The sequence below is a fragment of the Devosia sp. 1566 genome, from assembly GCF_004005995.1.
Taxonomy (GTDB): Bacteria; Pseudomonadota; Alphaproteobacteria; order Rhizobiales; family Devosiaceae; genus Devosia.
This window is the reverse complement of record NZ_CP034767.1, coordinates 3,082,389-3,104,039: the sequence shown is the minus strand read 5'-3', so window position 1 is coordinate 3,104,039 and position 21,651 is coordinate 3,082,389. Positions and strand designations below refer to the sequence as shown.

Annotated in this window: 21 protein-coding genes; 6 read left to right on the top strand and 15 right to left on the bottom strand. The window is 61.3% G+C overall.

Annotation, left to right across the window (positions count from 1 at the left end):
• Positions 1 to 3 precede the first annotated feature (3 nt).
• From ugpC to ELX51_RS14865, 5 genes are all read right to left on the bottom strand, one after another.
• Positions 4 to 1,080, bottom strand: coding sequence for a sn-glycerol-3-phosphate ABC transporter ATP-binding protein UgpC (ugpC, locus tag ELX51_RS14885; RefSeq protein WP_127754260.1), 1,077 nt, complete (start codon positions 1,078 to 1,080; stop codon positions 4 to 6).
• A gap of 64 nt (positions 1,081 to 1,144) precedes the next feature.
• A complete protein-coding gene (locus ELX51_RS14880; RefSeq protein WP_127754259.1) occupies positions 1,145 to 2,368 on the bottom strand; it encodes an extracellular solute-binding protein in 1,224 nt (407 codons plus the stop codon).
• Positions 2,369 to 2,462: 94 nt separating this feature from the next.
• A complete protein-coding gene (locus ELX51_RS14875) occupies positions 2,463 to 3,305 on the bottom strand; it encodes a carbohydrate ABC transporter permease (protein ID WP_127755312.1) in 843 nt (280 codons plus the stop codon).
• Positions 3,306 to 3,400: 95 nt separating this feature from the next.
• On the bottom strand, positions 3,401 to 4,288 hold the full coding sequence (locus ELX51_RS14870; RefSeq protein ID WP_127754258.1) for a sugar ABC transporter permease: 888 nt from the start codon (positions 4,286 to 4,288) through the stop codon (positions 3,401 to 3,403).
• A gap of 12 nt (positions 4,289 to 4,300) precedes the next feature.
• The gene (locus tag ELX51_RS14865; protein WP_127754257.1) at positions 4,301 to 5,455 is read right to left on the bottom strand and encodes a Gfo/Idh/MocA family oxidoreductase; all 1,155 of its coding nucleotides are present in this window, start codon (positions 5,453 to 5,455) and stop codon (positions 4,301 to 4,303) included.
• A gap of 358 nt (positions 5,456 to 5,813) precedes the next feature.
• Between ELX51_RS14865 and ELX51_RS14860 the strand changes: the two genes are divergently transcribed.
• The 5 genes from ELX51_RS14860 (at position 5,814) to ELX51_RS14840 (ending at position 11,205) form a co-directional block, all read left to right on the top strand.
• Positions 5,814 to 6,689: a carbon-nitrogen hydrolase family protein gene (locus ELX51_RS14860; RefSeq protein WP_127754256.1), complete on the top strand. Its 876-nt coding sequence runs from the start codon at positions 5,814 to 5,816 to the stop codon at positions 6,687 to 6,689.
• A complete protein-coding gene (coaBC, locus tag ELX51_RS14855; protein ID WP_127754255.1) occupies positions 6,686 to 7,900 on the top strand; it encodes a bifunctional phosphopantothenoylcysteine decarboxylase/phosphopantothenate--cysteine ligase CoaBC in 1,215 nt (404 codons plus the stop codon). The genes ELX51_RS14860 and coaBC overlap by 4 nt, the downstream gene beginning before the upstream one ends.
• Before the next feature lie 155 nt (positions 7,901 to 8,055).
• Entirely contained in the window at positions 8,056 to 9,093 is a 1,038-nt protein-coding gene (locus ELX51_RS14850) for a tripartite tricarboxylate transporter substrate binding protein (protein ID WP_248305136.1), read from the top strand.
• Positions 9,094 to 9,159: 66 nt separating this feature from the next.
• The gene (locus tag ELX51_RS14845; protein WP_127754254.1) at positions 9,160 to 9,687 is read left to right on the top strand and encodes a tripartite tricarboxylate transporter TctB family protein; all 528 of its coding nucleotides are present in this window, start codon (positions 9,160 to 9,162) and stop codon (positions 9,685 to 9,687) included.
• 9 nt (positions 9,688 to 9,696) lie between these two features.
• Positions 9,697 to 11,205, top strand: coding sequence for a tripartite tricarboxylate transporter permease (locus ELX51_RS14840; RefSeq protein WP_127754253.1), 1,509 nt, complete (start codon positions 9,697 to 9,699; stop codon positions 11,203 to 11,205).
• 3 nt (positions 11,206 to 11,208) lie between these two features.
• Here ELX51_RS14840 and ELX51_RS14835 read toward each other — a convergent pair whose 3' ends face one another.
• The 7 genes from ELX51_RS14835 to ELX51_RS14805 all read right to left on the bottom strand — a co-directional run bounded on the left by ELX51_RS14835 (position 11,209) and on the right by ELX51_RS14805 (position 18,729).
• Positions 11,209 to 12,222, bottom strand: coding sequence for an ATP-binding cassette domain-containing protein (locus tag ELX51_RS14835; protein WP_127754252.1), 1,014 nt, complete (start codon positions 12,220 to 12,222; stop codon positions 11,209 to 11,211).
• An 8-nt stretch (positions 12,223 to 12,230) separates the two neighbouring features.
• Positions 12,231 to 13,286: a Gfo/Idh/MocA family oxidoreductase gene (locus ELX51_RS14830; protein ID WP_127754251.1), complete on the bottom strand. Its 1,056-nt coding sequence runs from the start codon at positions 13,284 to 13,286 to the stop codon at positions 12,231 to 12,233.
• The gene (locus ELX51_RS14825; protein ID WP_127754250.1) at positions 13,283 to 14,122 is read right to left on the bottom strand and encodes a carbohydrate ABC transporter permease; all 840 of its coding nucleotides are present in this window, start codon (positions 14,120 to 14,122) and stop codon (positions 13,283 to 13,285) included. The genes ELX51_RS14830 and ELX51_RS14825 overlap by 4 nt, the downstream gene beginning before the upstream one ends.
• A complete protein-coding gene (locus ELX51_RS14820) occupies positions 14,122 to 15,069 on the bottom strand; it encodes a sugar ABC transporter permease (protein ID WP_127754249.1) in 948 nt (315 codons plus the stop codon). The genes ELX51_RS14825 and ELX51_RS14820 overlap by 1 nt, the downstream gene beginning before the upstream one ends.
• Positions 15,070 to 15,149: 80 nt before the next feature.
• Positions 15,150 to 16,412: an ABC transporter substrate-binding protein gene (locus tag ELX51_RS14815; RefSeq protein WP_127754248.1), complete on the bottom strand. Its 1,263-nt coding sequence runs from the start codon at positions 16,410 to 16,412 to the stop codon at positions 15,150 to 15,152.
• Positions 16,413 to 16,588: 176 nt separating this feature from the next.
• Positions 16,589 to 17,806: a pyridoxal phosphate-dependent aminotransferase gene (locus ELX51_RS14810; protein ID WP_127754247.1), complete on the bottom strand. Its 1,218-nt coding sequence runs from the start codon at positions 17,804 to 17,806 to the stop codon at positions 16,589 to 16,591.
• 116 nt (positions 17,807 to 17,922) lie between these two features.
• Positions 17,923 to 18,729 (bottom strand): aspartate dehydrogenase domain-containing protein, encoded by an 807-nt coding sequence (locus ELX51_RS14805; RefSeq protein WP_127754246.1) that lies wholly within the window; start codon positions 18,727 to 18,729, stop codon positions 17,923 to 17,925.
• 168 nt (positions 18,730 to 18,897) lie between these two features.
• Here ELX51_RS14805 and ELX51_RS14800 point away from each other — a divergent pair, with 168 nt between their 5' ends.
• Positions 18,898 to 19,131, top strand: a complete 234-nt coding sequence (locus ELX51_RS14800) for a hypothetical protein (protein WP_127754245.1) — start codon at positions 18,898 to 18,900, stop codon at positions 19,129 to 19,131.
• Positions 19,132 to 19,193: 62 nt separating this feature from the next.
• Here ELX51_RS14800 and ELX51_RS14795 read toward each other — a convergent pair whose 3' ends face one another.
• The 3 genes from ELX51_RS14795 to ELX51_RS14785 are packed head-to-tail and all read right to left on the bottom strand — an operon-like array spanning position 19,194 to position 21,651.
• Positions 19,194 to 19,973, bottom strand: coding sequence for an HAD family hydrolase (locus tag ELX51_RS14795; RefSeq protein WP_248305135.1), 780 nt, complete (start codon positions 19,971 to 19,973; stop codon positions 19,194 to 19,196).
• A complete protein-coding gene (locus ELX51_RS14790; RefSeq protein ID WP_127754244.1) occupies positions 19,966 to 20,709 on the bottom strand; it encodes a glycerophosphodiester phosphodiesterase family protein in 744 nt (247 codons plus the stop codon). The genes ELX51_RS14795 and ELX51_RS14790 overlap by 8 nt, the downstream gene beginning before the upstream one ends.
• 24 nt (positions 20,710 to 20,733) lie before the next feature.
• The gene (locus ELX51_RS14785; RefSeq protein ID WP_127754243.1) at positions 20,734 to 21,651 is read right to left on the bottom strand and encodes an ABC transporter permease subunit; all 918 of its coding nucleotides are present in this window, start codon (positions 21,649 to 21,651) and stop codon (positions 20,734 to 20,736) included.

Genomic DNA, 21,651 nt, shown 5'->3' with positions numbered 1-21,651 from the left:
CGCCTAGTAGCTGGCGAGCCCCCGGCTATCAAACACATGCACCTGGTCGGGCTCGAAGCTAACCTCGATCGGCGCGCCTTCGGTGATCCTGGGATCCCCTTCAAAGAGCCCGATAAAGTTCTCGCCGCCCGGCAGCCCGGAATAAATCACTGTGTGGATGCCCAGATGCTCGACAATGCGCGGCATGATGGTGAGCGTGAAGGCGCCGGGCCCGAGATTGAGATGCTCGGGACGAACGCCCAGCGTCACGGGCTCACCGATAGCGGGCGCCGACCGACGGGGCAGGGACAGAGTCCCGAGCACGCCCAGATCAAAACTCACCATCGCGCCATCGAAGGCGGCCACCGTACCGTTGATGAAGTTCATCTTGGGCGAGCCGATAAACCCCGCCACAAACAGATTATCGGGCTTGTGGTACAGATCGAGCGGGGAGCCGACCTGCGAGATCTGGCCGGCGTCGAGCACCACGATCTTGTCGGCCATGGTCATGGCTTCCACCTGGTCGTGGGTCACATAGATCATGGTCGAGCCCAGCCGCTTATGGAGCTCCATCAACTCGATGCGCATCTCCGAGCGCAGCGCCGCATCCAGATTGGATAGCGGCTCGTCAAAGAGAAAGATCTTGGGCTGGCGCACGATCGCCCGCCCGATGGCCACGCGTTGCCGCTGCCCGCCCGAAAGCTGGCCCGGCCGATGCTGCAGGCGCGGCTCCAGCTGCAGCACCTTGGCCGCGGCATGGACGCGCTTGTCCACCTCGGCCTGGGGCAGCCTTTCCACCCGCAGGGGAAAAGCGATGTTCTCGAACACGGTCATATGCGGATAAAGCGCATAGGATTGGAACACCATGGCAATGCCGCGTTGCACCGGCGGCAACTCATTGACGGTCTTGCCCGAGATGACGATCTCGCCGGCGCTCACATCCTCGAGCCCCGCGATCATGCGCAAGAGGGTGGACTTGCCGCAGCCCGAAGGCCCCACAAACACCACGAACTCGCCATCGGCCACGTTCAGATCGATTCCCTTGATGACGCGGGCTTCATTGAAGCTCTTTTCAACGCTTTTGAGGCTGAGCTGCGACATGGATCTGCTGTCTCCGATGGGGAAAACCGCCGCCCGTGGGCGGCGGCGAGATCGCTGTAGTTTCTTACTTGTACTGCTCGATTTCGGCGGCGGCGTTTTCCAGCGCAGCCTGCGGCTCGGCCTGGCCGGTCACCACGGACTGGACCATCTCGATCATCACGTTCTGGAAGCCGACATAGTCAGTGAGGAGCGGTTCGGGACCGCCAAACTGGATGCCATCAACGAAGGGCCTCCAGTGCGGCTTTTCGGCGATCATGGCGTCCACTTCAGGAGAAGGCCGCAGCGGAGTAAGACCGCCTTCGGACAGCTCGTAAGCCAGCTGATTTGCCGGCGACGTCAGGAACTTGCCAAATTCGATGACCTTGTCTTCCTGGCCGGTGCCCTTGAACACGGCCAGCGAGTCGGTGATCAGCAGCGTGCCCGGACCCTGTGCGTCAGGACCAACCGGTAGGGGAGCAACGCCCCAGTTGATGCCGGCTTCCGTGCCGCGATTGGCGCAGCTGACCGAGCAGTGCATCATGGCAAGGCCACCATCGAGCCAGATGGCGCGCACTTCGTTCTGCTCATAGGCCGTGGGGCCTTCTTCGGAATAGGGAACGATGTCCTTGAAGGCGGTCAGGGCCGCGAGGTTCTGCGGGCTGTTGAGGACGATATTTCCATCGGCATCGATGACCTGCCCGTTGTTGGTGTAGATCCAGTGCAAGAACCAGTGCACGGTGCCATCAAAGGTCTTGGCGATCATGCCAAAGCCCGCGGCGTCAGTGTTCTCGGTGATCTGCTTGGCAAAAGCCTGCTGCTCTTCCCAGGTCTTGGGCGGAGTTTCGGGATCGAGCCCAGCCTGTTCGAACAAATCCTTGTTCCAGAAAAACGCCTTTGTGGAGAACGCCACCGGGATGCCCCACTGCGCGCCTTCGAAGGTCACGGTCTCGGGCACGAAATTGTAGTAGGCGGCCTTCTCCTCGTCCGACATCGGGACGGGAACGATCAAGTCGTTCTGGGCGAATTGCTTGAGGGTGCGCGAGCCGACATAGGCGATGTCGACGGGGGTGCCGGCGACGGCGAGGGTAGTCACCTTGTCCTGGCACTGACCCCAGCCGACGAGTTCTGGCGCGACGGGGTACTCGGGATTGGCGGCGTTCCATTCTTCGAAGAGCTTGGTGTAGACCGGGGTCACCACATCACCGCACAAGATGATGTTGATCTCCTCGGCGGCTGCCATTCCCGCCAGTCCGGTGGAGCCGGACAGGGCGGCAAGCGAGGCCAGGACGAAGCGCTTGGATATTTTCATGCGTTAGTCTCCCTTTGTGATGCGCGGTCCCTTCCAGAGCCGCTTCTTTCCTTGGCCGGGAGCAGGGTCCCGGCGTCCGAAACCCTTGGTTGCTTTATTGCTTGATCGCCCCGGCGGTGAGGCCGGCCACGAGATAGCGTTGCAGAAAAACGATCACGATCATGACGGGCAGGATGCCCACGAAGGAGGCCGCCATCAGCTCGTTCCAGAGCACCTCCTGCTTGCCGAAAAAGGCATAAAGCCCGATCGGCAGCGGCATGAACTCGGTCTTGGAATTAAAGGTCAGCGCAAAGATGAATTGCTGCGCATACGCCCCGATAAAGGTCATGATGGCGACGACCACGATGCCGGGCATGGCCAGGGGCAGGATCACCCGGCGCAGGGTATAAAGGCGTGAGGCGCCATCGACCCAGGCGGCCTCGTCCAGTTCGCGCGGAATGCGCAGCATATAGGTGCGCAACAGCCAGATAGACGAGGGGATCAGGAACGCCGCGCCCGGCACGATCATGGCTAAATAGCTGTTGAGCAGCCCCATGGCCCGCATCAGGCGAAACAGCGGGATCAAGAGCACAGCGCCCGAAAACATGTTCACGGCCAGGAACATACCCAGCAACATGCCGGCGCCGGCAAATCTGAAGCGCGCGAAGGCATAGGCCGCCGGCACCACCACGACGAGGACCATCAGGGTCACTACGCTGGAGATGAAAAACGAGTTGAAGATGTGCAGACCCAGCATGGGGACGCTGGACCACATATCGAAATAGGCGCTGAAGGAGCCGTTTTTCGGAATGAAGCTGTAGGGCGTCGAGAACAACTGGGCGAGCGGCTTCAGCGAGACCATGAAGCCCTCGACAAAGGGCGCGAGCACGAAGAACAGGAATAGCGCGATCCCCGAATAGATCGCGACCACTTCGTACCACTGGTAGCGGTCGATCATCGCCCTTGTGGAGCGTGCCCTGGCCTTGCGCCCAGGGCGCAAGGCCAGGGCCGCCTCATCGAGGGCCGCAACTTCCTGGGAATGGGGCACATCGGTCATTTGGCTTCTCCTTGCCCGAGGCGGCGCACGGCGCGGAAATAAACGAGGCAGAATATCGACACGAAGATGCAGATCACCACGGCCCGCGCAGCGCCTTCGCCATATTTGCGGCTGCCCATAGCGGTCTTGTAGGTGTCGATAATCATCGTCGTGGTGGAGCCCGAGGGGCCCCCTTGGGTCAGGATCCAGATGATGTCGAACGAATTGAATGTGGCGATAAGCGAGAGCAGGCTCATGGTGACGATAGCCGGCACCATCAGCGGCAGGGTGATGCGGCGCCAGCGATAAAAGCGCCCGGCACCATCGGTCCAGGCGGCCTCGTAGAGATCCTTGGGGATCGACTGCATGGCCGCGAGGAAATAGATCGTGACCATGGGCACGCCGATCCACACATCGGTGACGATGGTGGCCCAAAAGGCGGTGTGGCCATAGGCGAGCCAGGCGACGGGACCGTTGATCAGACCGAAATTCTGCAGCAGGCCCGAGATCATCCCGAATTGGCCATTATACATCCAGCCCCACATGAAGATGCCGATCGCGATGGGCACGATCCAGGGCGGCATGGTGAGGATGCGAAACAGCGTCTGGCCGGGGACAGCCGCATTGAGCAGCACGGCCCCGCACATGCCGATGATCATCTTTATGGAGACCGAAAAGAAGGTCCAGATGATGGTGCGGATGATGATTTCGGTGAAATTGCCGGCGCCAAAGATGCGCTGGTAATTGGCCCAGCCCACGAAATCATAGCCGGGGCGCAGGGCGGCATTGGTGAAGGAGAGAATGACGGTGTCGACCAGCGGATAGGCGACAATGGTCAGGATGTAGATCAGGGCCGGAGCCAGCAGGGCGAGAGCGAAAACTGTTGCGCTTCTGGTGCTGGTCATCGGCGGTTTCCCTTACTGGCTTCGGCCGAGTGCAGTGTCGAAGCGCTGCCAGATCGGGGTCATGTCGACCACCGATCGCGTTTTCATCGCTTGGTCCATGGCCAGCGCCAGCAAGCCTGCCTCAAGCGCGTCGGTGACCGACACCGGCAGGGGCGCCCCCTCGGTTAGGTGCCGCAAAATGTCCTCGGCCATCTGCTCATCGGCGCCGTAATGTACCGAGAGGTCGCTTGCCTTGTAGTTCTTGTCTTCGAGCCGCTCAGAGGTGCGACTATCGGTGACCTTGAAGTAATTGCGCACGAAGTCGCCTTCGGCCATGCCCCTGGCGCCAATCACCGCAAAGCGCCGGTAATCGTCGGGCACGTTGAGATTGGTGTGGAAGGTGAGCGCAGCGCCAGTTTCGTACTGCACGATCGCAGTCTGGAAATCGATGATGTCGCCATCGCTATCAAAGACCTTGTCGGAGCCTTCCCAGCCCGAGGGCTTGCGATGATAAACTTCAAGATCGTTGGCGCCGGCGCCCTGTGGTGAATTGTCTGGCGTGAAGCTGCGGCGACCGCCGAAGCTCGCCACATGCAGCGGCCGGCATCCCATTACCCCATTATAAAGATCAAGGTCGTGGCAGCATTTTTCGAGCATGAAGCTGCCGGCATAGCGCTCATAACGGCGCCAATCACGCATGAAAAAAGCGCCATGATAGGGCGGGATGGTCTCGGAAGCCTCGATGGCGGCGATATCGCCCAACTGGCCTTCCGCCTGCGCCTGGCGCAAATCCTGGTATAGCGGCGCATAGCGCAGCACGAGGCCGACCATAACCCGATCCGAGCCGTATTGCCCGAGCAGTTCGGCCAGCGCCATGGTGTCATCGACCGAGGTGACGACGGGCTTTTCGGCAAAAATCTTCATGCCGCGCTCAAGCCCGATGCGGATGTGCTCGAGATGCAGGTGATTGGGTGAACCGACCATCAGGAGATCGAGCTGGCCCTCTTCGATCAGCGCCTTAAGGCTTTGGAAGGCATAACCGACGGAAACACCGTGTTCCTGCGCATAGGACAGGCCGGCGGGAGCGGGATCCACATAGCCCACAATCTCGAAGTCGTCCCGGGCTGCGGAAAACACCCGCGCTAGATAGCCCAAACGAAATCCGAGACCGATTATGCCGACCCGCATGAATTCGCTACCCCCGCGTTCTTGTTGTGCGGGCCCCGGGTGGGGCCAGTACTTTCTTGTAAAGTATTTTCAAGCTAGGCGGCTTTCAAAGCACGTGTCAACATTCATTGTGTGGCTCGCACAACAGCAAACAGCACAGCGATTATTCTGCTCAAAGCGGCAGCAAGTTGCCGTATGTTCAGGCAAAAACCCGGTTCACGCTCCGGCGATGTGAGCGCTCCATCTTGGTGCAGCAAGGCACAGCCTGCCTGCTGGAGGCACTTGTGCAAGCTGTGGGGAAAGGGCACGTTCAACGCTGACCCTGAAAATCCCTATCAAGGCAGCGGATGGTGCAGCCGCGTCTGTCGCCGCTGTTATCTTGGCCTTTGTCGATCGCTGGGCAGCGGTTGATTTTCTTGCTTGCACCGGCCATGTGCCTTTGGAACCGTATTGGAGCGCGCCGTTGAAGGTCGTGTTGACACAGCCCAAGGTCCGAATGCTCGATGGAGAGGATATCGGCAGGATCGCAAAGACCATTGAAAGACGCGCTTTCAAGGGTGATCAGGATGACGTCATTCTCTTGCCCGAGCTGGTTGGGGAGGGCTACTCACCGGCGGACTACCACACGGCCGTTGCCGAGCTGGCGCGAGAGTTCGGCTGCCATGTTGTTGGTGGCAGCCAGTTCGACAACCTCGGCGCTCTCCCCGTAAACCAAGGCATTGTTGTCGACCCCGGCGGCGCCGTTATTGCACGGTACCAGAAGGCTAATCCCTACGGCCGGGAACGGAACATCTCCCAAGCGGGGGAACGCGCGGGAGCCAGCTTCAACATTGGTGGGGTGCAGTGTTTCGTCCTGGTTTGTGCCGATTTCTTTCATGTCGAGACTTACCGCCATCTTGAGATCCCGCCGGAAATCATCTTTGTTCCAGCCCTCTCCGTTAGCCGAAAAAGCACTCCCCACATGGCCCGGGCGCGCTGGAGACATGCCATGATTGCGCGCGCCTTCGAACAGGCCGCATATATCGCCGTCAGCGACTGGGCCTATCCGGTGCGCGGCGGTGGGGGCGAGCACCCAAGTTCGGGCGTGGCCGGCCTCGCCCATCCTGACCCCCAAACCACCGCAGACCTCCTGAGCTTGCTTGGCCGCAGTCAGGTGCGCGTTTTCGACATCGATCTCGAAGCTGGCCGCTTGTTGCGAGCCGACCAAAGGTCCCGGGGCTTTGAGATCGCCGGGCTGCGACAGGAGCAACCATGAGTATGAGCGACAAGCAGATCCTGGTTATCGTTTCGGGCGGCATTGCCGCCTACAAGGCACCCGATCTTGTGCGCCGACTGAGAGAACAGGGCGCCAAGGTGCGCTGTGTGATGACGGAGGGCGCGCACAACTTCATCTCCCCGACTACCCTTGCGGCGGTAAGCGGCCAGCCGGTTGCTTCCGACCTCTTCGAGCCGGTCGCCGGAGCCGATGTCGGCCATATCCGAATTGCACGCGAGGCCGATCTCATTGTGGTCGCGCCCGCCACCGCCGATTTCATGGCCCGGATGGCGCTTGGCCTCGCCAACGACCTTGCAACGGCAATTTTGTTGGCGCGCGACAGTCCGGTCCTCGTTGCCCCAGCCATGAACCCAAAGATGTGGGACAACCCCGCCACCCGGCGCAATGTCGCGACACTCAAGGCCGACGGCGTGTTGTTTGTTGGACCGGCGAGCGGGGAAATGGCGGAGTCTGGGGAAGCCGGGCTTGGCCGAATGGCAGAACCAATCAAAATACTCGAGGCTGCCCGACAAGCCCTCACGCCAAAACAGCAAAGGCTCGCCGGACTTTCCTTTCTCGTGACCTCGGGCCCGACCGAAGAACCGATCGATCCTGTGCGCTTCATCTCCAACCGGTCCTCGGGTAAGCAGGGCCATGCCATCGCGGCCGCCCTGGCGCGCGAAGGCGCTGGCGTCATGCTGGTTTCCGGCCCAACCACCATGCAGGACCCCAAAGGTGTAACGGTTATCAACGTCAAGACGGCAGCGGAAATGCTGGAGGCCGCCACCGGCGCTCTGCCGGTAGACGGCGCAGTCTTTGTCGCCGCGGTGGCCGACTGGCGGGCGGCAACAATTGCTTCCAGCAAGCTCAAGAAGCAGGGCGGCGACGACGAACAACTCTCTATTCAGCTCGTGCGCAACCCTGACATCCTCGCGACCATCGGCCACCATCATCAGAGGCCACAATTAGTCGTTGGGTTCGCCGCTGAAACCGATGACCTTATCAGCAATGCCCAGGCCAAACTGCGCTCCAAGGGCGCCGACTGGATCCTCGCCAATGACGTGTCATCCGCCGCTGGTGTGTTTGGCGGCGAGCTAAATCACATTCATCTTGTTGCCGCCGACGGGGTCACCGATCTTGGCGCCGGAACCAAACAGGATCTGGCCGATCGCATAATCGAGCGTGTCGCCCAATTCTTTGGTCGCGCTTGACGGTCCGCTTGCCGGGATGGGCAGACGTCGGTCTAGAAGCCTTCACTCTGTAACCAGGCGGTTACTTAGTGGTTGACAGAGGCTGCGGAGGAACAGCAATCTGGCGGGGTGATCACGGAAATATCCGGATCACGTGCACCTTGGGAGGAAATTCGATGAACAGACGAATGCTGTTTGTCTTGGCGAGCGGCGCGTCAGCGCTGATGCTGGGCACGTCCTTGACGGCCGCGCAGGAGTGGAAGCCCGATCGTCCAATCAATCTGATCGTGCCTTGGGGGGCTGGCGGCTCCACTGATCAGGTTACCCGGGTCACAGCTCCCATCTTGGCTGAGGCCCTGGGCGTTGAAGTTGTGGTCGTCAATCAGCCGGGCGCTTCTGGTGCGATTGGTACCCAAGAGGTGCTGAACGCCCCCCATGATGGCTATACCTGGACGGCAAACGCGATTGCCAACAACGCGACCTACTCGGTTTCGGGACTGCTCGAAGATACCGACATCGACGACTGGCATATCTACCTTTCCGTCGCCAATGTGCCGGTGGTCAGCGTTCCCGCTGATAGCGAATTCACCGATTTCGGCCAGTTGCTCGAAGCGCTTAAGACCCGGGGCCAGGAGATTACGGTTGCCACTGCCGGCATAACCTCGTCGGGGGGTACTGCTGTTGCCGCGCTCAGCGACGCTGCCGACTTTGAATACAACATGATCACCTATGATGGCGGTGGCCCCGCCGCCATTGCGACAGCATCGGGCGAAGCCATGGTGACCACGCAATTGGCCGTGGAGCAGACCGAGTTGATCCGAGGCGGTCGTCTCAAGGCTCTGGCCGTGTTGTCCGACCAGCCGCTGGTGCTGGAGGGTGTTGAGCCCATTCCGCCGATCACCAACTGGCTGCCGGAAATGGAACTGGCACCCGATTACTTCGGCATTTTCCTTCCTGCCGATTCGCCACCCGAAGTGCTGGCGACGCTGGACCGGATTTGGGAGGATAAGGTAATGACTTCGCCCGAACTGAAGTCCTATGCCGAAACCTTCGGCGCCGTGTTCGCCCCTTCTTACGGCCCCAAGGCGCGTGAACTGGCCATGCCTGTTGTTATTCTTGAGGCTTGTTCTTCAGTGGACCGGGGGGAGGCCGTCAACGATCCTTCGACCATCGGCATTGATTGCGCAACCCGCGCCGAAGTTGGCACGCCCTAGAGCATCGTGGCGGGTGGGAGCCCGCCACCTCCTCCCTCTTCGTCAGGCCGTCTCAAGAGTACCGCGATGGACACTACGAACACCCCCGGGGACGAAGCAATTCGCTCTCGCGCCGATCTCCTGACGGCCCTGGTGCTGCTCGCACTGGGGTTGGCCGTGATCTACCTATCTTGGACCATGCCGCGGCTCGAAGCGCGCCGGATCAATCCTGCGACAATCCCGGGGCTGGTTCCCCTTGTCTTGGGCGTCTTGCTGACACTGTGTAGCGCTCTGCTCGCGGTGCGCTCCTGGCGCATCAAGGCGCCTGGTGCGTGGCAGGGACTTGCGGCACTACTGGTGACCCCCGAAGCGCGGCGCGTACTCGCGGTGATGGCCCTCGCCCTGTTTTACACCCTTATCCTCGTGGGTTGGTTGCCGTTCTGGGCGGCGTCCATGCTCTTCATCTTCAGCTTTATCGTGCTGTTCGAGGTCGTTCTGACCGATGCGCCAATGCCCCTGCTGCAAAGTGCGGTCTGGGCGCTCGGCATCGGGGTTGCGGGCGGCACCGGAATCTACCTCGTCTTTGCCCGCGTTTTTCTGGTGCGCTTGCCCTAGGATTTGTTCATGTTCGATGGATTGCTGCTGCTGGGGCAGGGGATTGGTCACTTCCTCAATCCCCAGTCCTTGTTCAATGTCGTGTGGGCTACGCTCCTCGGCCTCGTGATTGGCATCCTGCCGGGTCTGACCGCCACCATGGGCGTTGCCCTCCTTGTCACGCTCACCTACAAAATGGCACCCGATCAGGCGATCCTGACGCTGATGTGCGTTTATCTGGGTGCCATCTATGGCGGCAGCCGCACCGCCATCCTGCTCAATATTCCGGGGACGCCCGCCAATGCTGCCGCAGCGCTGGATGGTCACCCATTGGCTCTGCAAGGGAAGGCGGGGCTGGCGATGGGGCTCGCGACAACCTCCTCGACACTGGGCACCTTGGTCGGAATCTTCTTTCTCGCCATCATCGCCCCGCTTCTGTCCGAGGCCGCGCTGAAGTTTGGCTCCTATGAGTATTTCTGGCTGGCGCTGTTCGGGGTGGTGATCTCGGGCCAAATGTCGGGTAGCGACACGCCGCTCAAGGGCTATATCGCCGGCATATTGGGCTTGCTCATTGCCATGATCGGAATGGAAACCCTGCATGCCCATCAGCGCTTCACCTTCGGCATCCAGGCGCTTGGCGGCGGCATCGACCTTATCCCCGCCATGGTCGGTGCCTTCGGCTTTGCCGAAATTCTTTCCGCGATGAAGCGGCGCGCGGTGGCCCAGATTGCCGCGGTCAATGACCGGGTCGTTCCTACCCTCGGGGAAGTCTTTCGCTATTGGCGCACGATCATTCGCTCGGGCTTGATCGGCACCTTTGTCGGCATCATCCCGGGCGTCGGTGAAGACGTTGGCTCCTGGACGTCCTACGCCGCCGCCAAGCGCGCCTCCAAGCATCCCGAGGAATTCGGCAAAGGCAGCCAAGAAGGCCTGATCGCCGCCGAAACCGGGGACAATGCCGTCGTTTCGGCTGCCATGATCCCGACCCTGACCCTGGCATTGCCCGGCTCTGCCGCGGCAGCGGTGCTGATCGCGGCCATGTATATCCACGACATCAGACCCGGCCCGATGCTGATGGTGGAGAACCCGGCCTTCCTTTACCAGGTGGTCGCCATGCTGCTATTGGCCACCTTGGCCAATTTCATCTTCGGGCTATCGCTCACCAAGCTGTTCATCAAGGTCCTGATGGTGCCGCGGGAACGGCTGATGGCGGTGATCTATGTTCTCTGCGTGGTTGGCTCGTTCGCCATCACGCAACGCATGTTCGACGTCTATGTGATGCTGTGCTTTGGCATTGTCGGGTTCGTTTTGCGAGAGATGAAATACCCCATGGCCCCGCTGGTGCTCGGCATCATCTTGGGTGACTTGCTCGACCTCAATTTGCGCCGCGGCCTGCAATTGACCAATGGCGATCCCTCGCCATTTTTCACCCGCCCCATCAGTGCCGTCCTTTGCCTCGTGATCGTGATCACGATAATCATGTCGGTGCCGGCTGTGTCGAGGCGGGCGGGAGCGGTGTTGAAACGGCAAATGTCCTGACGGTCAGGCTACGGCCCGGCCTTGTGCATCGAAGCGGTGCAGGTAAAGCGGGTTGGGGGTAACAAATACCGTCGTTTCGGGCGTGAAGGCTTGTTCGCCAAACAAGCGGACGGTGATCAGTCCCGCCGCCTCGCTTTCAAGGTAAAGATTGGTGTCGGCGCCCAGATGCTCCACATGCATCACGCGGGTTGCAAGCTGCCCCTCGGTGGTGCTGACCGTCAGGTGCTCGGGCCGGATACCGATGGTGGCAGCGTCGGCAACACCCAGCTTTTCAGCCGGAATGAAGTTCATCTGCGGCGAACCGATAAAGCCGGCGACAAAGGTGCTGGCGGGCTTGTTGTAAAGCTCCATGGGGGAGCCGACCTGCTCGATCCTGCCGGCGTTGAGCACGACGATCCGGTCGGCCAGCGTCATCGCTTCGACCTGGTCATGGGTGACATAGATCATCGTCGCCTTGAGCTGCCGATGCAGCCGGGCGATCTCAAGCCGCGTATTGACCCGCAGCGCGGCATCAAGATTGGAGAGGGGCTCGTCGAATAAAAAGAGCTTGGGCTTGCGCGTCAGCGCGCGGCCGATGGCGACACGCTGGCGCTGGCCACCCGAAAGCTCGGCGGGCCGCCGCTCGAGATAGGGCTCGAGCGACAGCATGCGGCTGGCTTCCGCCACCCGTGCTTCGATGTCGGCGGCCGGCTCGCCCGCCTGCTTCATCGCCAGCGCCATGTTGTTGCGCACCGTCAGGTGGGGATAAAGCGCATAGGTCTGGAACACCATGGCGATGCCGCGCTTGGCCGGCGGCAGGTTGTTGACCACTTTGCCGTCGATTTCGATGCTGCCCGAACTGGCGTCCTCGAGCCCGGCGATCATGCGCAGAAGGGTGGACTTGCCGCAGCCGGAGGGGCCGACAAAAACCACGAATTCCCCGTCGCCCACTTCGAGGTCGACGCCGCGGATAACCTCGGTCGAGCCAAAGTTCTTGGTTACGGCATTGAGGCGCAGGCGGGTAGCAATGTCAGCCATGTCTGGTCCTAAAGGTCGATGGCGCGCATTTCGCGCGCGCTCTGGTCGGCGGCCAGGACGATCTCGAGCGAGCGCACCGCGTCTTCATTGTGCTTGGACAGATCGATGTCCTCGCGGATGGCCCGCAGCATGAAGCGCTGCTCGCGTGCGCACAGCTCATCGTGGCCGGGCTCATCCTCGGTGGACAGCCATTCATCGGCCCGCGCAAAGCTGCCATCGGCCTGCAGTTCAGCATGGTGGGTGCGGATGCGTGCCGTCTTGGTGTGGGTCGAATGGTCTGAGGAACGTGCGCCTTCGTCCATGACGATCGACACCGCCCCCTTGGCCGAAATCACGTCTTTGACGAAAAACGCCGTTTCGCTGATCATCGGGCCCCAGCCCGCTTCGTACCAGCCAACCGAGCCGTCATCGAACGCGACCTGCAGATGCCCGTAGTTGAACTGCTCGGGCGCGATCTCGTCGGTCAGCCGCACGCCCAATCCGCGCACCTGCACGGGCTTGGCATCGGTGATCTGGCACATGACGTCGACATAATGCACGCCGCAGTCGACGATAGGCGAAGTGGACTCCATCAAGGTCTTGTGCACCTTCCAGAACGAGCCGGCCGATTGCTGGTTGAGGTTGAGGCGGAACACATATGGCGGGCCCAGTTCGCGCGCCTTGGCGATGAAGTCGATCCAGGACGGATGGTGGCGCAGGATATAGCCGATAACGAGCTTGCGCTGGTGTTTCCTCGCCGTTTCCACCACGCGCCGGGCGTCTTCCACCGTGGCGGCGATCGGCTTTTCCAGAAACACATGGGCGCCTGCTTCCATCGCCGCAATGGCATAGGGGGCGTGGGTGTCGGTATAGGTGTTGATGGAAGCGAGCTCCGGCTTGGTCGCCGCCAGCGCCTCGTAGAAATCGGCAAAATGCGGATAGGCCTTGAGCTCTTCGGGCACCTTGCCGCTGCGGGTCACCACGCCGACGATCTCGAAACCGGGTTCATTGTGATAGGCCAGCGCATGGCTGCGCCCCATGGTTCCTAAGCCGGCAACAAGCACGCGAACAGGTTGATCGGTCATTTCACAGCACCCGAGGTAATCCCGCGGATCAGCTGGCGCGAGAAGATGAGATAAAGAACCAGAACCGGCAGGATCGCCAGCGACAGCGCCGCCAGCACCGCATTCCAGTTGGTGACATATTGCCCGATAAAGATCTGCGAGCCCAAGGTGATGGTCTTGGTCGCCTCGCCCGGGGCCAGGATCAGCGGGAACCACAGATCGTTCCAGATTGGGATCATGGTGAAGACGGCGACGGTCGCCATGGCCGGGCGCACCAGTGGCAGCACCAGGCGAAAGAAGATCTTGTATTCCGAAAGCCCGTCGATGCGGCCGGCATTCTTGAGGTCGTCGGACACCTGCCGCATGAATTCGGAGAGGATGAAGATCGCGAGCGGCAGCCCCTGGGCGGTGTAAACGAGGATCAGCGCCCAGTGCGTGTTGACCAGCCCGCCCGCCACCATCAGCTGCAGGATGGCGACGGTGCCCAGCCGGATCGGGATCATGATGCCGAGCGCTAGGTATAGCCCCATCAGCGTGTTGCCACGGAAGCGGTATTCGGACAGCGCAAAAGCGGCCATGGCGCCGAACAGCAGCACGAAAAACAGCGACGCGACCGTCACCAGCAAGCTGTTGGAGAAGTAGAGCAGGAAATTGCCCTGTCCAAGCGCGGTCTCGTAGCCAATCAGGGTGAAGGTTTCGGGCGTCGGCACTTCGAGGGGCGAGTTGAAGATCGCGCGCTTGGACTTGAACGAGTTGACGATGATCAGGAAGACGGGGAACAGCGCGATCACCGTATAGGTGACGAGGATGGCATGCGCCGCGATCTGGCTGCGGAGGGACGTGCGGGTCTGGGCCATCAGAACTGGTACCGCCGCATGCGGCGCTGGATGCCGAAGAGATAAACGGCAACGCCGGCCAGGATGATGAAGAACATCAGCGTTGCGATGGTGGCGCCAAGATGCCGGTCGCCCAGCTGGGTCTGGAAGCCAAAGAAGGTGCGATAGAGCAGCGTGCCCAGGATGTCGGTCGATCCATCCGGCCCGGCAATGGCGCCCTGGACCGCATAGATCAGGTCGAACGCATTGAAATTGCCGACGAAGGTCAGGATCGAGATGATGCCGATGGTCGGCAGGATCAGCGGCAGCTGGATTTTGAAGAACTGCGAAAAGCCGGTGACGCCATCGATCTCTGCCGCCTCGATCACATCGTCCGGGATCGACAGCAGCGCGGCATAGATCAGCATCATGGGAATGCCGACATATTGCCAGACCGAGATCAGCGACACGGTGATGAGAGCCGATTGTGCCTGCCCGAGCCAGGGGGCGAACAGATGCTTGAGCCCGACCAGATCGAGCAGATAGGGCGAAACGCCCCACAGCGGGGACAGGATCAGCTTCCAGATAAAGCCGATGATCACGAAGGACAGGATGGTCGGCACGAAAATGGCAGTGCGGTAAAAGCCACGCAGCCTCAGGCCGGGCATGGATAGCAGCGCCGCCAGCAGGATGCCGATGGGGTTCTGGACCAGCATATGGATGGCAAAAAAGATGAAGTTGTTGGAAAGCGCGTTCCAGAAGCTCGCGGCCAGCCGCGGATCACCCAGCAGGCGGGCAAAATTGTCGAGTCCTACGTAACGCTGCCCCTCGGGCCCGGCGACAAACAGGGACAGGCGCAGGGTCTCGAGCAGCGGATAGATCATCACCACCGTGTAAACCAGCAGGGCTGGCGCCAGAAACACCAGGATGTGCCAGCGCCGTGGCTTGGACGCGGCGGCAATGGGTGGGGAGGGGGCGTCGACGGTCATGCTGTTCCAGTGCGGCCGGGGGCGGCGAGCAAAAAGGGCTGCAAAGGATCAAGCCTTCGCAGCCCCATGGTCATAGGCGCTTAGTTGGACTGCTGCGGCTCATACCAGGAGGCGAGGCCATCCTGGGTGATCTTGGCAGCATCTTCCGGAGTGGTGGTGCCGTTGATCACATTGGCCGATTCACGCCAGGTCTCGATGTCAAGATTGGGCTCGCCGCGGCCCAAAATGGCGGCTGGGTGGCGAATGGTGGTCTCGCAATCCTCGCGCCAGGAGACGAATTCCTGGGCCAACTCGTTCTCGAGCGGCACTGCCGCCGAATTCAGGCTGAAAAAGCCCGGAGAAGCATTGGCGTAGATTTCGGCGAATTCGGTGGAAGCAACCCAGGACAGGAAGGTGCGCGCAGCTTCCGCATTGGGGGAAGCTGCATTAAGCCCCAAACCAATATCGTTGTGATCGGAAATATAGCACTTGTCGCCGGCGGCTTTCACCGGTGGCTTGAAGGCGCCCATCTCGAAGTCGACCTGCGGCTCGAACACCGAGATTTCCCACGAGCCAGCTGGGAAGATGGCGGCGCGACCGAGGGTGAACAGGTTCTGGCTATCGGGATAGGTCTGGGCTTCAAAGCCGTCACCCAGATAAGCACTCCAGCGCGCCAGGGTCGTATAGGGCTCTACCCATTGCGGGTCGGTCAGCTTCTGCTCGCCCGAGATCAGGGCGAGACGGCCTTCCTCGCCTTTGTAGGCATTGGGGGCGATGTTGTAGTAGCCCATGGTGGCCGCTTCCCACTGGTCCTTGGTGCCCATGGCCAGGGGCGTATAGGTGCCATCTTCCTTGATGGCGTCGAGCACGGCAAAGAACTCGTCTTCCGTCGCTGGCACTTCAAGGCCCAGCTCGGCAAAGATGTCCTTGTTGTAGATAAAGCCATGGATCACCGAAGCCATGGGCACGCAAAAGGTCGTGGCGCCATCATCGGTGGTCCAGGCAGACTTGGCGACATCGGAGAAATTCTCGATGCCGGGCAGGTCATTAAGCGCGGCCAGATAGCCCTGGGTGAACTGGGCGAGCGCCAGATCGAAGGGGCGGCAGGTGATGAGATCGCCGGCAGTGCCTGCTTCGAGCTTGGCGCCAACAGCCGAATTGTATTCGGTCGGGCCCAGCGGCGCGAACTCGACATTGATCTCGGGATGAGCGGACTCAAAGGCTGGGATGATCTTCTCGTTCCAGATGGGCAGATCGTCGTTGCGCCAGCTTTCGATGGTCAGCGTGGTTTGCTGGGCGAAAGCCAGCCCCGACGAGCCCAGGAAAGTGGATGCCAGCAGCAGTCCCGTTACAATTCGCTTCATCTTGGTGGTCTCCCGGTCGCGCCCATATTGGGCAGCTTATTATTGCGGTGTGGGCGGCAGAGCGCAGCTAAGCTGCGCCGCTGCCTGTAAGTTTTACTTCATCAGGCCCAATCGGCGCGGTCAATCCAATCTCTCGAGCCCGCCACTATTTGCCCAGCTTGACGCGAGTTTACGCTCTAACCCCGATGGCGCTCCACCAGCGTGGCAAGCCGCTGGACGGCAGCGACCGACGCGGCATGATCCTGGGAGAAGTTCAGCCGGATGCTGGCACCCGAATGGGGGCTGAACTCGGTGCCGGGTGTCACGGTCACACCGGCCAGCACGCGCAGCACGGTCACGAACTGCGCCGGCTCGATGCTCAGTTCGGGCAATTGCGGGAAGAGGTAACTGCCCGCTTCGGGCGTGCGGACAAAGCAGCCCTCGATGGAGCGGAACTGCTCCACCAGATCGTCGCGGATTGCCTGGTGCTGGGCGATGCGGTCCTCCATCCAACCAGCTGGTTCATTGAACCAGTTGCGCAGGACAGCCTGGTTGTAGCCCGGGGCGCGCAGTGAAACGATGGCCTGGAGCTTTTCCATGCGCTCGATAATTTCGCTCGAGCCAAAGGCGACGCCCAGGCGATAGCCGCTGAGGGATTCGGTCTTGGATGGCCCCATGATGGTGACGACGTTCTCGGCGTCGACCGCGCCTGCGCGCAGATGGGTATAGGCGACGCCCTTATAAAGCAGCCGCGAATAAAGCTGATCCACGATCACGCTGGCGCCATAGCGTGTGGCGAGGGCGGCGATGCTGGCGATCTCGTCGCTCGAATAAACGACACCGGTGGGGTTGTTGGGGTTGGAAAAGAGAAACAGCTTGGCGCCGGCCTGGAAGGCGGCTTCCAGCTGGTCGAGATCCAGTCCGGCCTGTCCGGCTGGCGCTTGCCGATAGCCAAGCTGCACCGGTAACACTTCGCCTTCGAAGAATTCGACGAGCTTACGGTTGGCAAAGTAATCGGGTTGGACGATCGCGACCTTGTCGCCGCGTACCATGGTTGCGGCCACTGCGAGGAACAGGGCGCCCTGAGTGCCGGGTGTGATGATCAGGCCGTCGCGGGCATCGACCGGCGCGCCCGTAAAGGCGGCGAGGCGGGCAGCCACTGCGTCACGGATCTCGCCAGAGCCGCGATATTCCGTATAGGCCTGCGCTCCGCCCTTGGCGACGCCGGCGTTGAAGAGATCGAGAGCACCGGGCGTGGGCTCATGGGCGTCCACATCGCCATGCGAAAAATCGACGGGCGTGCCCGCGAGCTTCTCGCCGCTCAGAAAGCTCTCGGTGCCGGCAATTGCCTGCCGGGTTTCCTGGCCGGGGGCATTCTGGGTGCCTAGTTTGCTGAACTTGCTGTGGATCGACATTCAACGTCCTTTATTCTCAACCGAACGGCATTTGATGGGGCATCCTGGAAGGGGAAGACTGAGCTCCAGGGGCTCGGGAGGCAGTTAAATCCGAGTTAGTCCTTGCTCGCCAGCCACTAGACCAAGGCCACGCCTGTGCCCCCGAGGATACGCCGAAGCGAGCCAACAGCGGAGAGCGGCGTGTAGGATCCCGTCACCCCACCCAAGGAGCGCGAGGATACGCCAAGATCCCAGTCGAAGCCCTCGCCCGTGACTTCGATGCGATGCTGATTGGTGGCGAGGCCTGGTTCCGCAATAATCCGGCTGGTCGTCTGGTCAAAACCGATCCCCGCCAGGGCAATTGCGGCGTGAACATTGACGTTGCGCGGAAACAGCCGGCAGGCTTCGCGCACAGATCCCTCGAACACCAGGCCCTCCGTTTCCGGATCGAGCCCAAGGCTCTTGCCGCTCTTGGTCGTTGTGATGGTAACGCGTTCAATGAGGTCGCGCCCATCGGCAATGCCGTCGAGCCCCAGAACCGCGCCATGGGGCACAAAGAACCGGCGCCCCGATTGTGCCGCCGCAGCGCGGACAGCCCGGTCGGTCTCGGCATCGGCCAGCGCCGAGCAGCTGAAGGCGCAAAAATCGGCTCGCTCGAGCCAGCCTGGCGCCAGCGCAGCAACCAAGGCTGGCGTTGCCGCCTCGAGCACCAGGTCGGCATCCCGCTCGATTGCCGCGGCGGGATCGGTCACAACCAGGCTGGGGTCCACATCGAGGCCCTCCAGCTTGCCCGCATCCCGCACCAAGATGAATGCCAGTTCAACCTCGGGTATGGCGGCGATGGCACGCAACAGCGACTGCCCGATTGCCCCCGCCCCGATCAGGCCAATTTTCTTGTGCTGGTAGATTTGGTGACCTCGGCTTTGGCTTGTTCCTGCGGGCATACTATTGCGGGCGCGTGCTTGGCAATCGAGTGCGTGGCTTCTTCTTGTCGATCTTGCGCCTTTCACTGAGGGCAGGCCGGGAATGGCACAAACTGGTCTGTGTCCCTAGCTTTTGTGCGGAGCCGGATCAGCCGATTGGGCGTTGTTACCGTAACAACGAGGTTTACCATGAGCATTGCGCAAGAAAAATTCACTGGCCGATGGTTGCATCACGGCGACTGGCACGGCAAGGAATTCAGCCACGAGCTGGCCGAATACGAGCATGACGAAAGCCCTGGCGCTACGGGCGCGACGCCGATGCGGCACGCTCATATCGAGCGCGAAGGCAAGCAGATCGGGGTTTGGGTGCCCGCCAGCTGGAGCGACGATCAGGCTCGCGAAGCGCTGGAAAGCAACTGGTAGGGCTCGGGCATTTCGAGCCTGGATACCCGGCCACGCGAGGGGCGGCCGGATATGGGACGTGTTTAGCGGGCCTCTGAGCCAGAGCCCAGGGTAGCGTTTTGAGGGCGGCCCGAAGTGTTGCCCAGCAGCAGATCTGCTTGCTCGAGGCAGGCCTGCAATTCGCCGCTGCCGTTCGCGACCAGATGTGCCCCCGCTTCGAGCAGCACTTCGGCCCGCTTGCCGCGGGGATCGCGCAGATCCACAAAGCCGATGGCGATCATGCCGGCGGCAAGGGCGCCCTCGACCCCGTGGGGGCTGTCATCCACCATGATGCAGCGGCGCGGATCGGCCCCCATTTCAGCGGCGCAGTGCAGCATCAGGTCCGGTGCTGGCTTGGGGTGGGCAACGTGGTCGGCGCTGAACACATGACCATGAAAGGCCTTCCAGAGCCCGACGCGCCCAAGGCTGCGAGTCAGCCGGTAGAGCGAGCTGTTGGAGGCCACGCAGATCGGGCGGTTGAGGCGTGTCACCACATCGGCAATGCCCTCGATCTCTTCGACGGCTTCAAAGCCCTTGTAAAGGCGCTTGCCCCAGGCGGTGAACAGCGCGTCGAGATCCGTGACGCCGAGCTTTTCAGTCAGATAAGCCTTGGTGTCCCGCTCGGAATTGCCGGTAAAAGTCACATGCGCTTCGGTTTGCGTCATGGGAAAGCCCGCATCGGTAAGGGCTTCGGCCATGGTGCGGCTGGCAATGATCTCGCTGTCGATCAACACTCCATCGCAATCGAAGATCACGAGGTCGGTGTTGTGCAAGATGATGGGGTCGGCCGCGGCCCTATCCGTATCGAGTATTGAATCAGCCACGAAGCTTTTCCTTTACGGAAACGGCGAGATCGGGAACATCGGAGGTGATGGAAAACACGGGCTGCTGCAGCCAGTGTTCGATACTTTCCGCATCGTTGCACATCCATACCGCCCACCGGTTCATCGGCACGATGGACTTCACCAGATCAAGATTTTCGAGCAGGACGCTGCGTTCCACCGCGACGATCTCGACGAGTTCGCCGAGCATGGTGAGCGCGGCCGGCAGCCCGCCGAGGCGCTCGGCCGAGTGCCGGTCAATCGAAGCGAGGCGCCGCCCATTGGGCACCGCTGCACGGATGTCGCGCAGCACATCGGGATCAAAGCTCGTGAGCACCGCCCGATCCCCGAAGTTGAAGCGCTCCATCTCGGCGAGCACGGCGGGCACAATGCCCGGATAGGGCTTGTGGTCGTGATCCGATTTGAGCTCGATATGGAGTTCGAGCGTGCTATCGGCGAACAGTTCGAGCACGTCGCGGAAAGTCGGGATGTGCTCGTTGTCGCTGTCGCGCAAGATGACGTTCTTGCGTCCATCCACCGGCAGATCGGCCACAAGACCGGTGCCCAGGGTCGTGCGCTCGAGCGTGGCGTCATGGATGCACAGGAGCTCGCCCGCCTTGGTCAGGTGGATATCGAACTCCACGGCATCAACGCCGAGCGCGCGCACCTTCTCGAAGCCGCCCAGGCTGTTTTCTGGCCACACGTTGCGACCGCCGCGGTGACCGACGATTTGAACCACTTCAGATACCCTCTTGGTTGAAGCTTACTTGCCGGAATCGACAAGTCCTTTGGTGAACAAGCCCTGCATCGCCAGGATGATGACGGCTGGGGGCAGCATGACGAAGAACGCCGCGGCCATGGCCAGATTCCAGGCCGGTTCCGCATCGGCAACGGGCACCAATTGCTTGAGGCCCAGCACGGCGGTGGCCATGCTCTTGTCGGTGGTGAAGAGGAGGGGCCAGAGATACTGGTTCCAGCCGAAGATGAAGAGGATGATCGCCAGCGCGCCGATATTGGCCTTGGAGAGCGGCAGCAGGATATCCCAGAAGAACCGCATGGGCCCCGCCTTGTCGAGGCGCGCCGCTTCGCAGAGCTCCTCGGGCACGGTGAGGAAGAACTGGCGGAACAGGAACACCGCCGAAGCCGAGGCAATCAGGGGGAGGATCAGGCCCTGATAGGTGTTGACGAGGCTCCAGTTGAGCGCGGTTTCCACCCGGTAGCCGGTCAGGGAGGCGATCAACCCGGACAGGCCAGAAATATCCACCACCCAGCGCAGGGGCCCCGCCACGTCGGCAACGGCCTCATAGGTGGGGATAATTCGCACTTCCACGGGCAGCATCAGGGACACAAAGATCAGCCAGAACGCCGTCATCCGGAAGGGGAAGCGGAAGTAGACAATGGCAAAGGCCGCCAACAGCGAGATGGCGAGCTTGCCGATGACGATGCCGCAGGTGACGATGATCGAGTTGAGGAACAGCCGGCCGAAATTGCCTTCGTTCCAGGCCTCGGCGACATTGTCAAAGAAGTGCAGCCCCGGTAGCACCGGGAAAGGGGATTGCTGCACTTCCTGAAGCGTGTGCGAGCTGGCCACAAAGGCGAAGTAAAGCGGCAGACAGACCAGCAAGGCACCAAAGATCAGGATGCCATGGCAGACAATGGTGAGGGTCCGGTTCTGGATCAT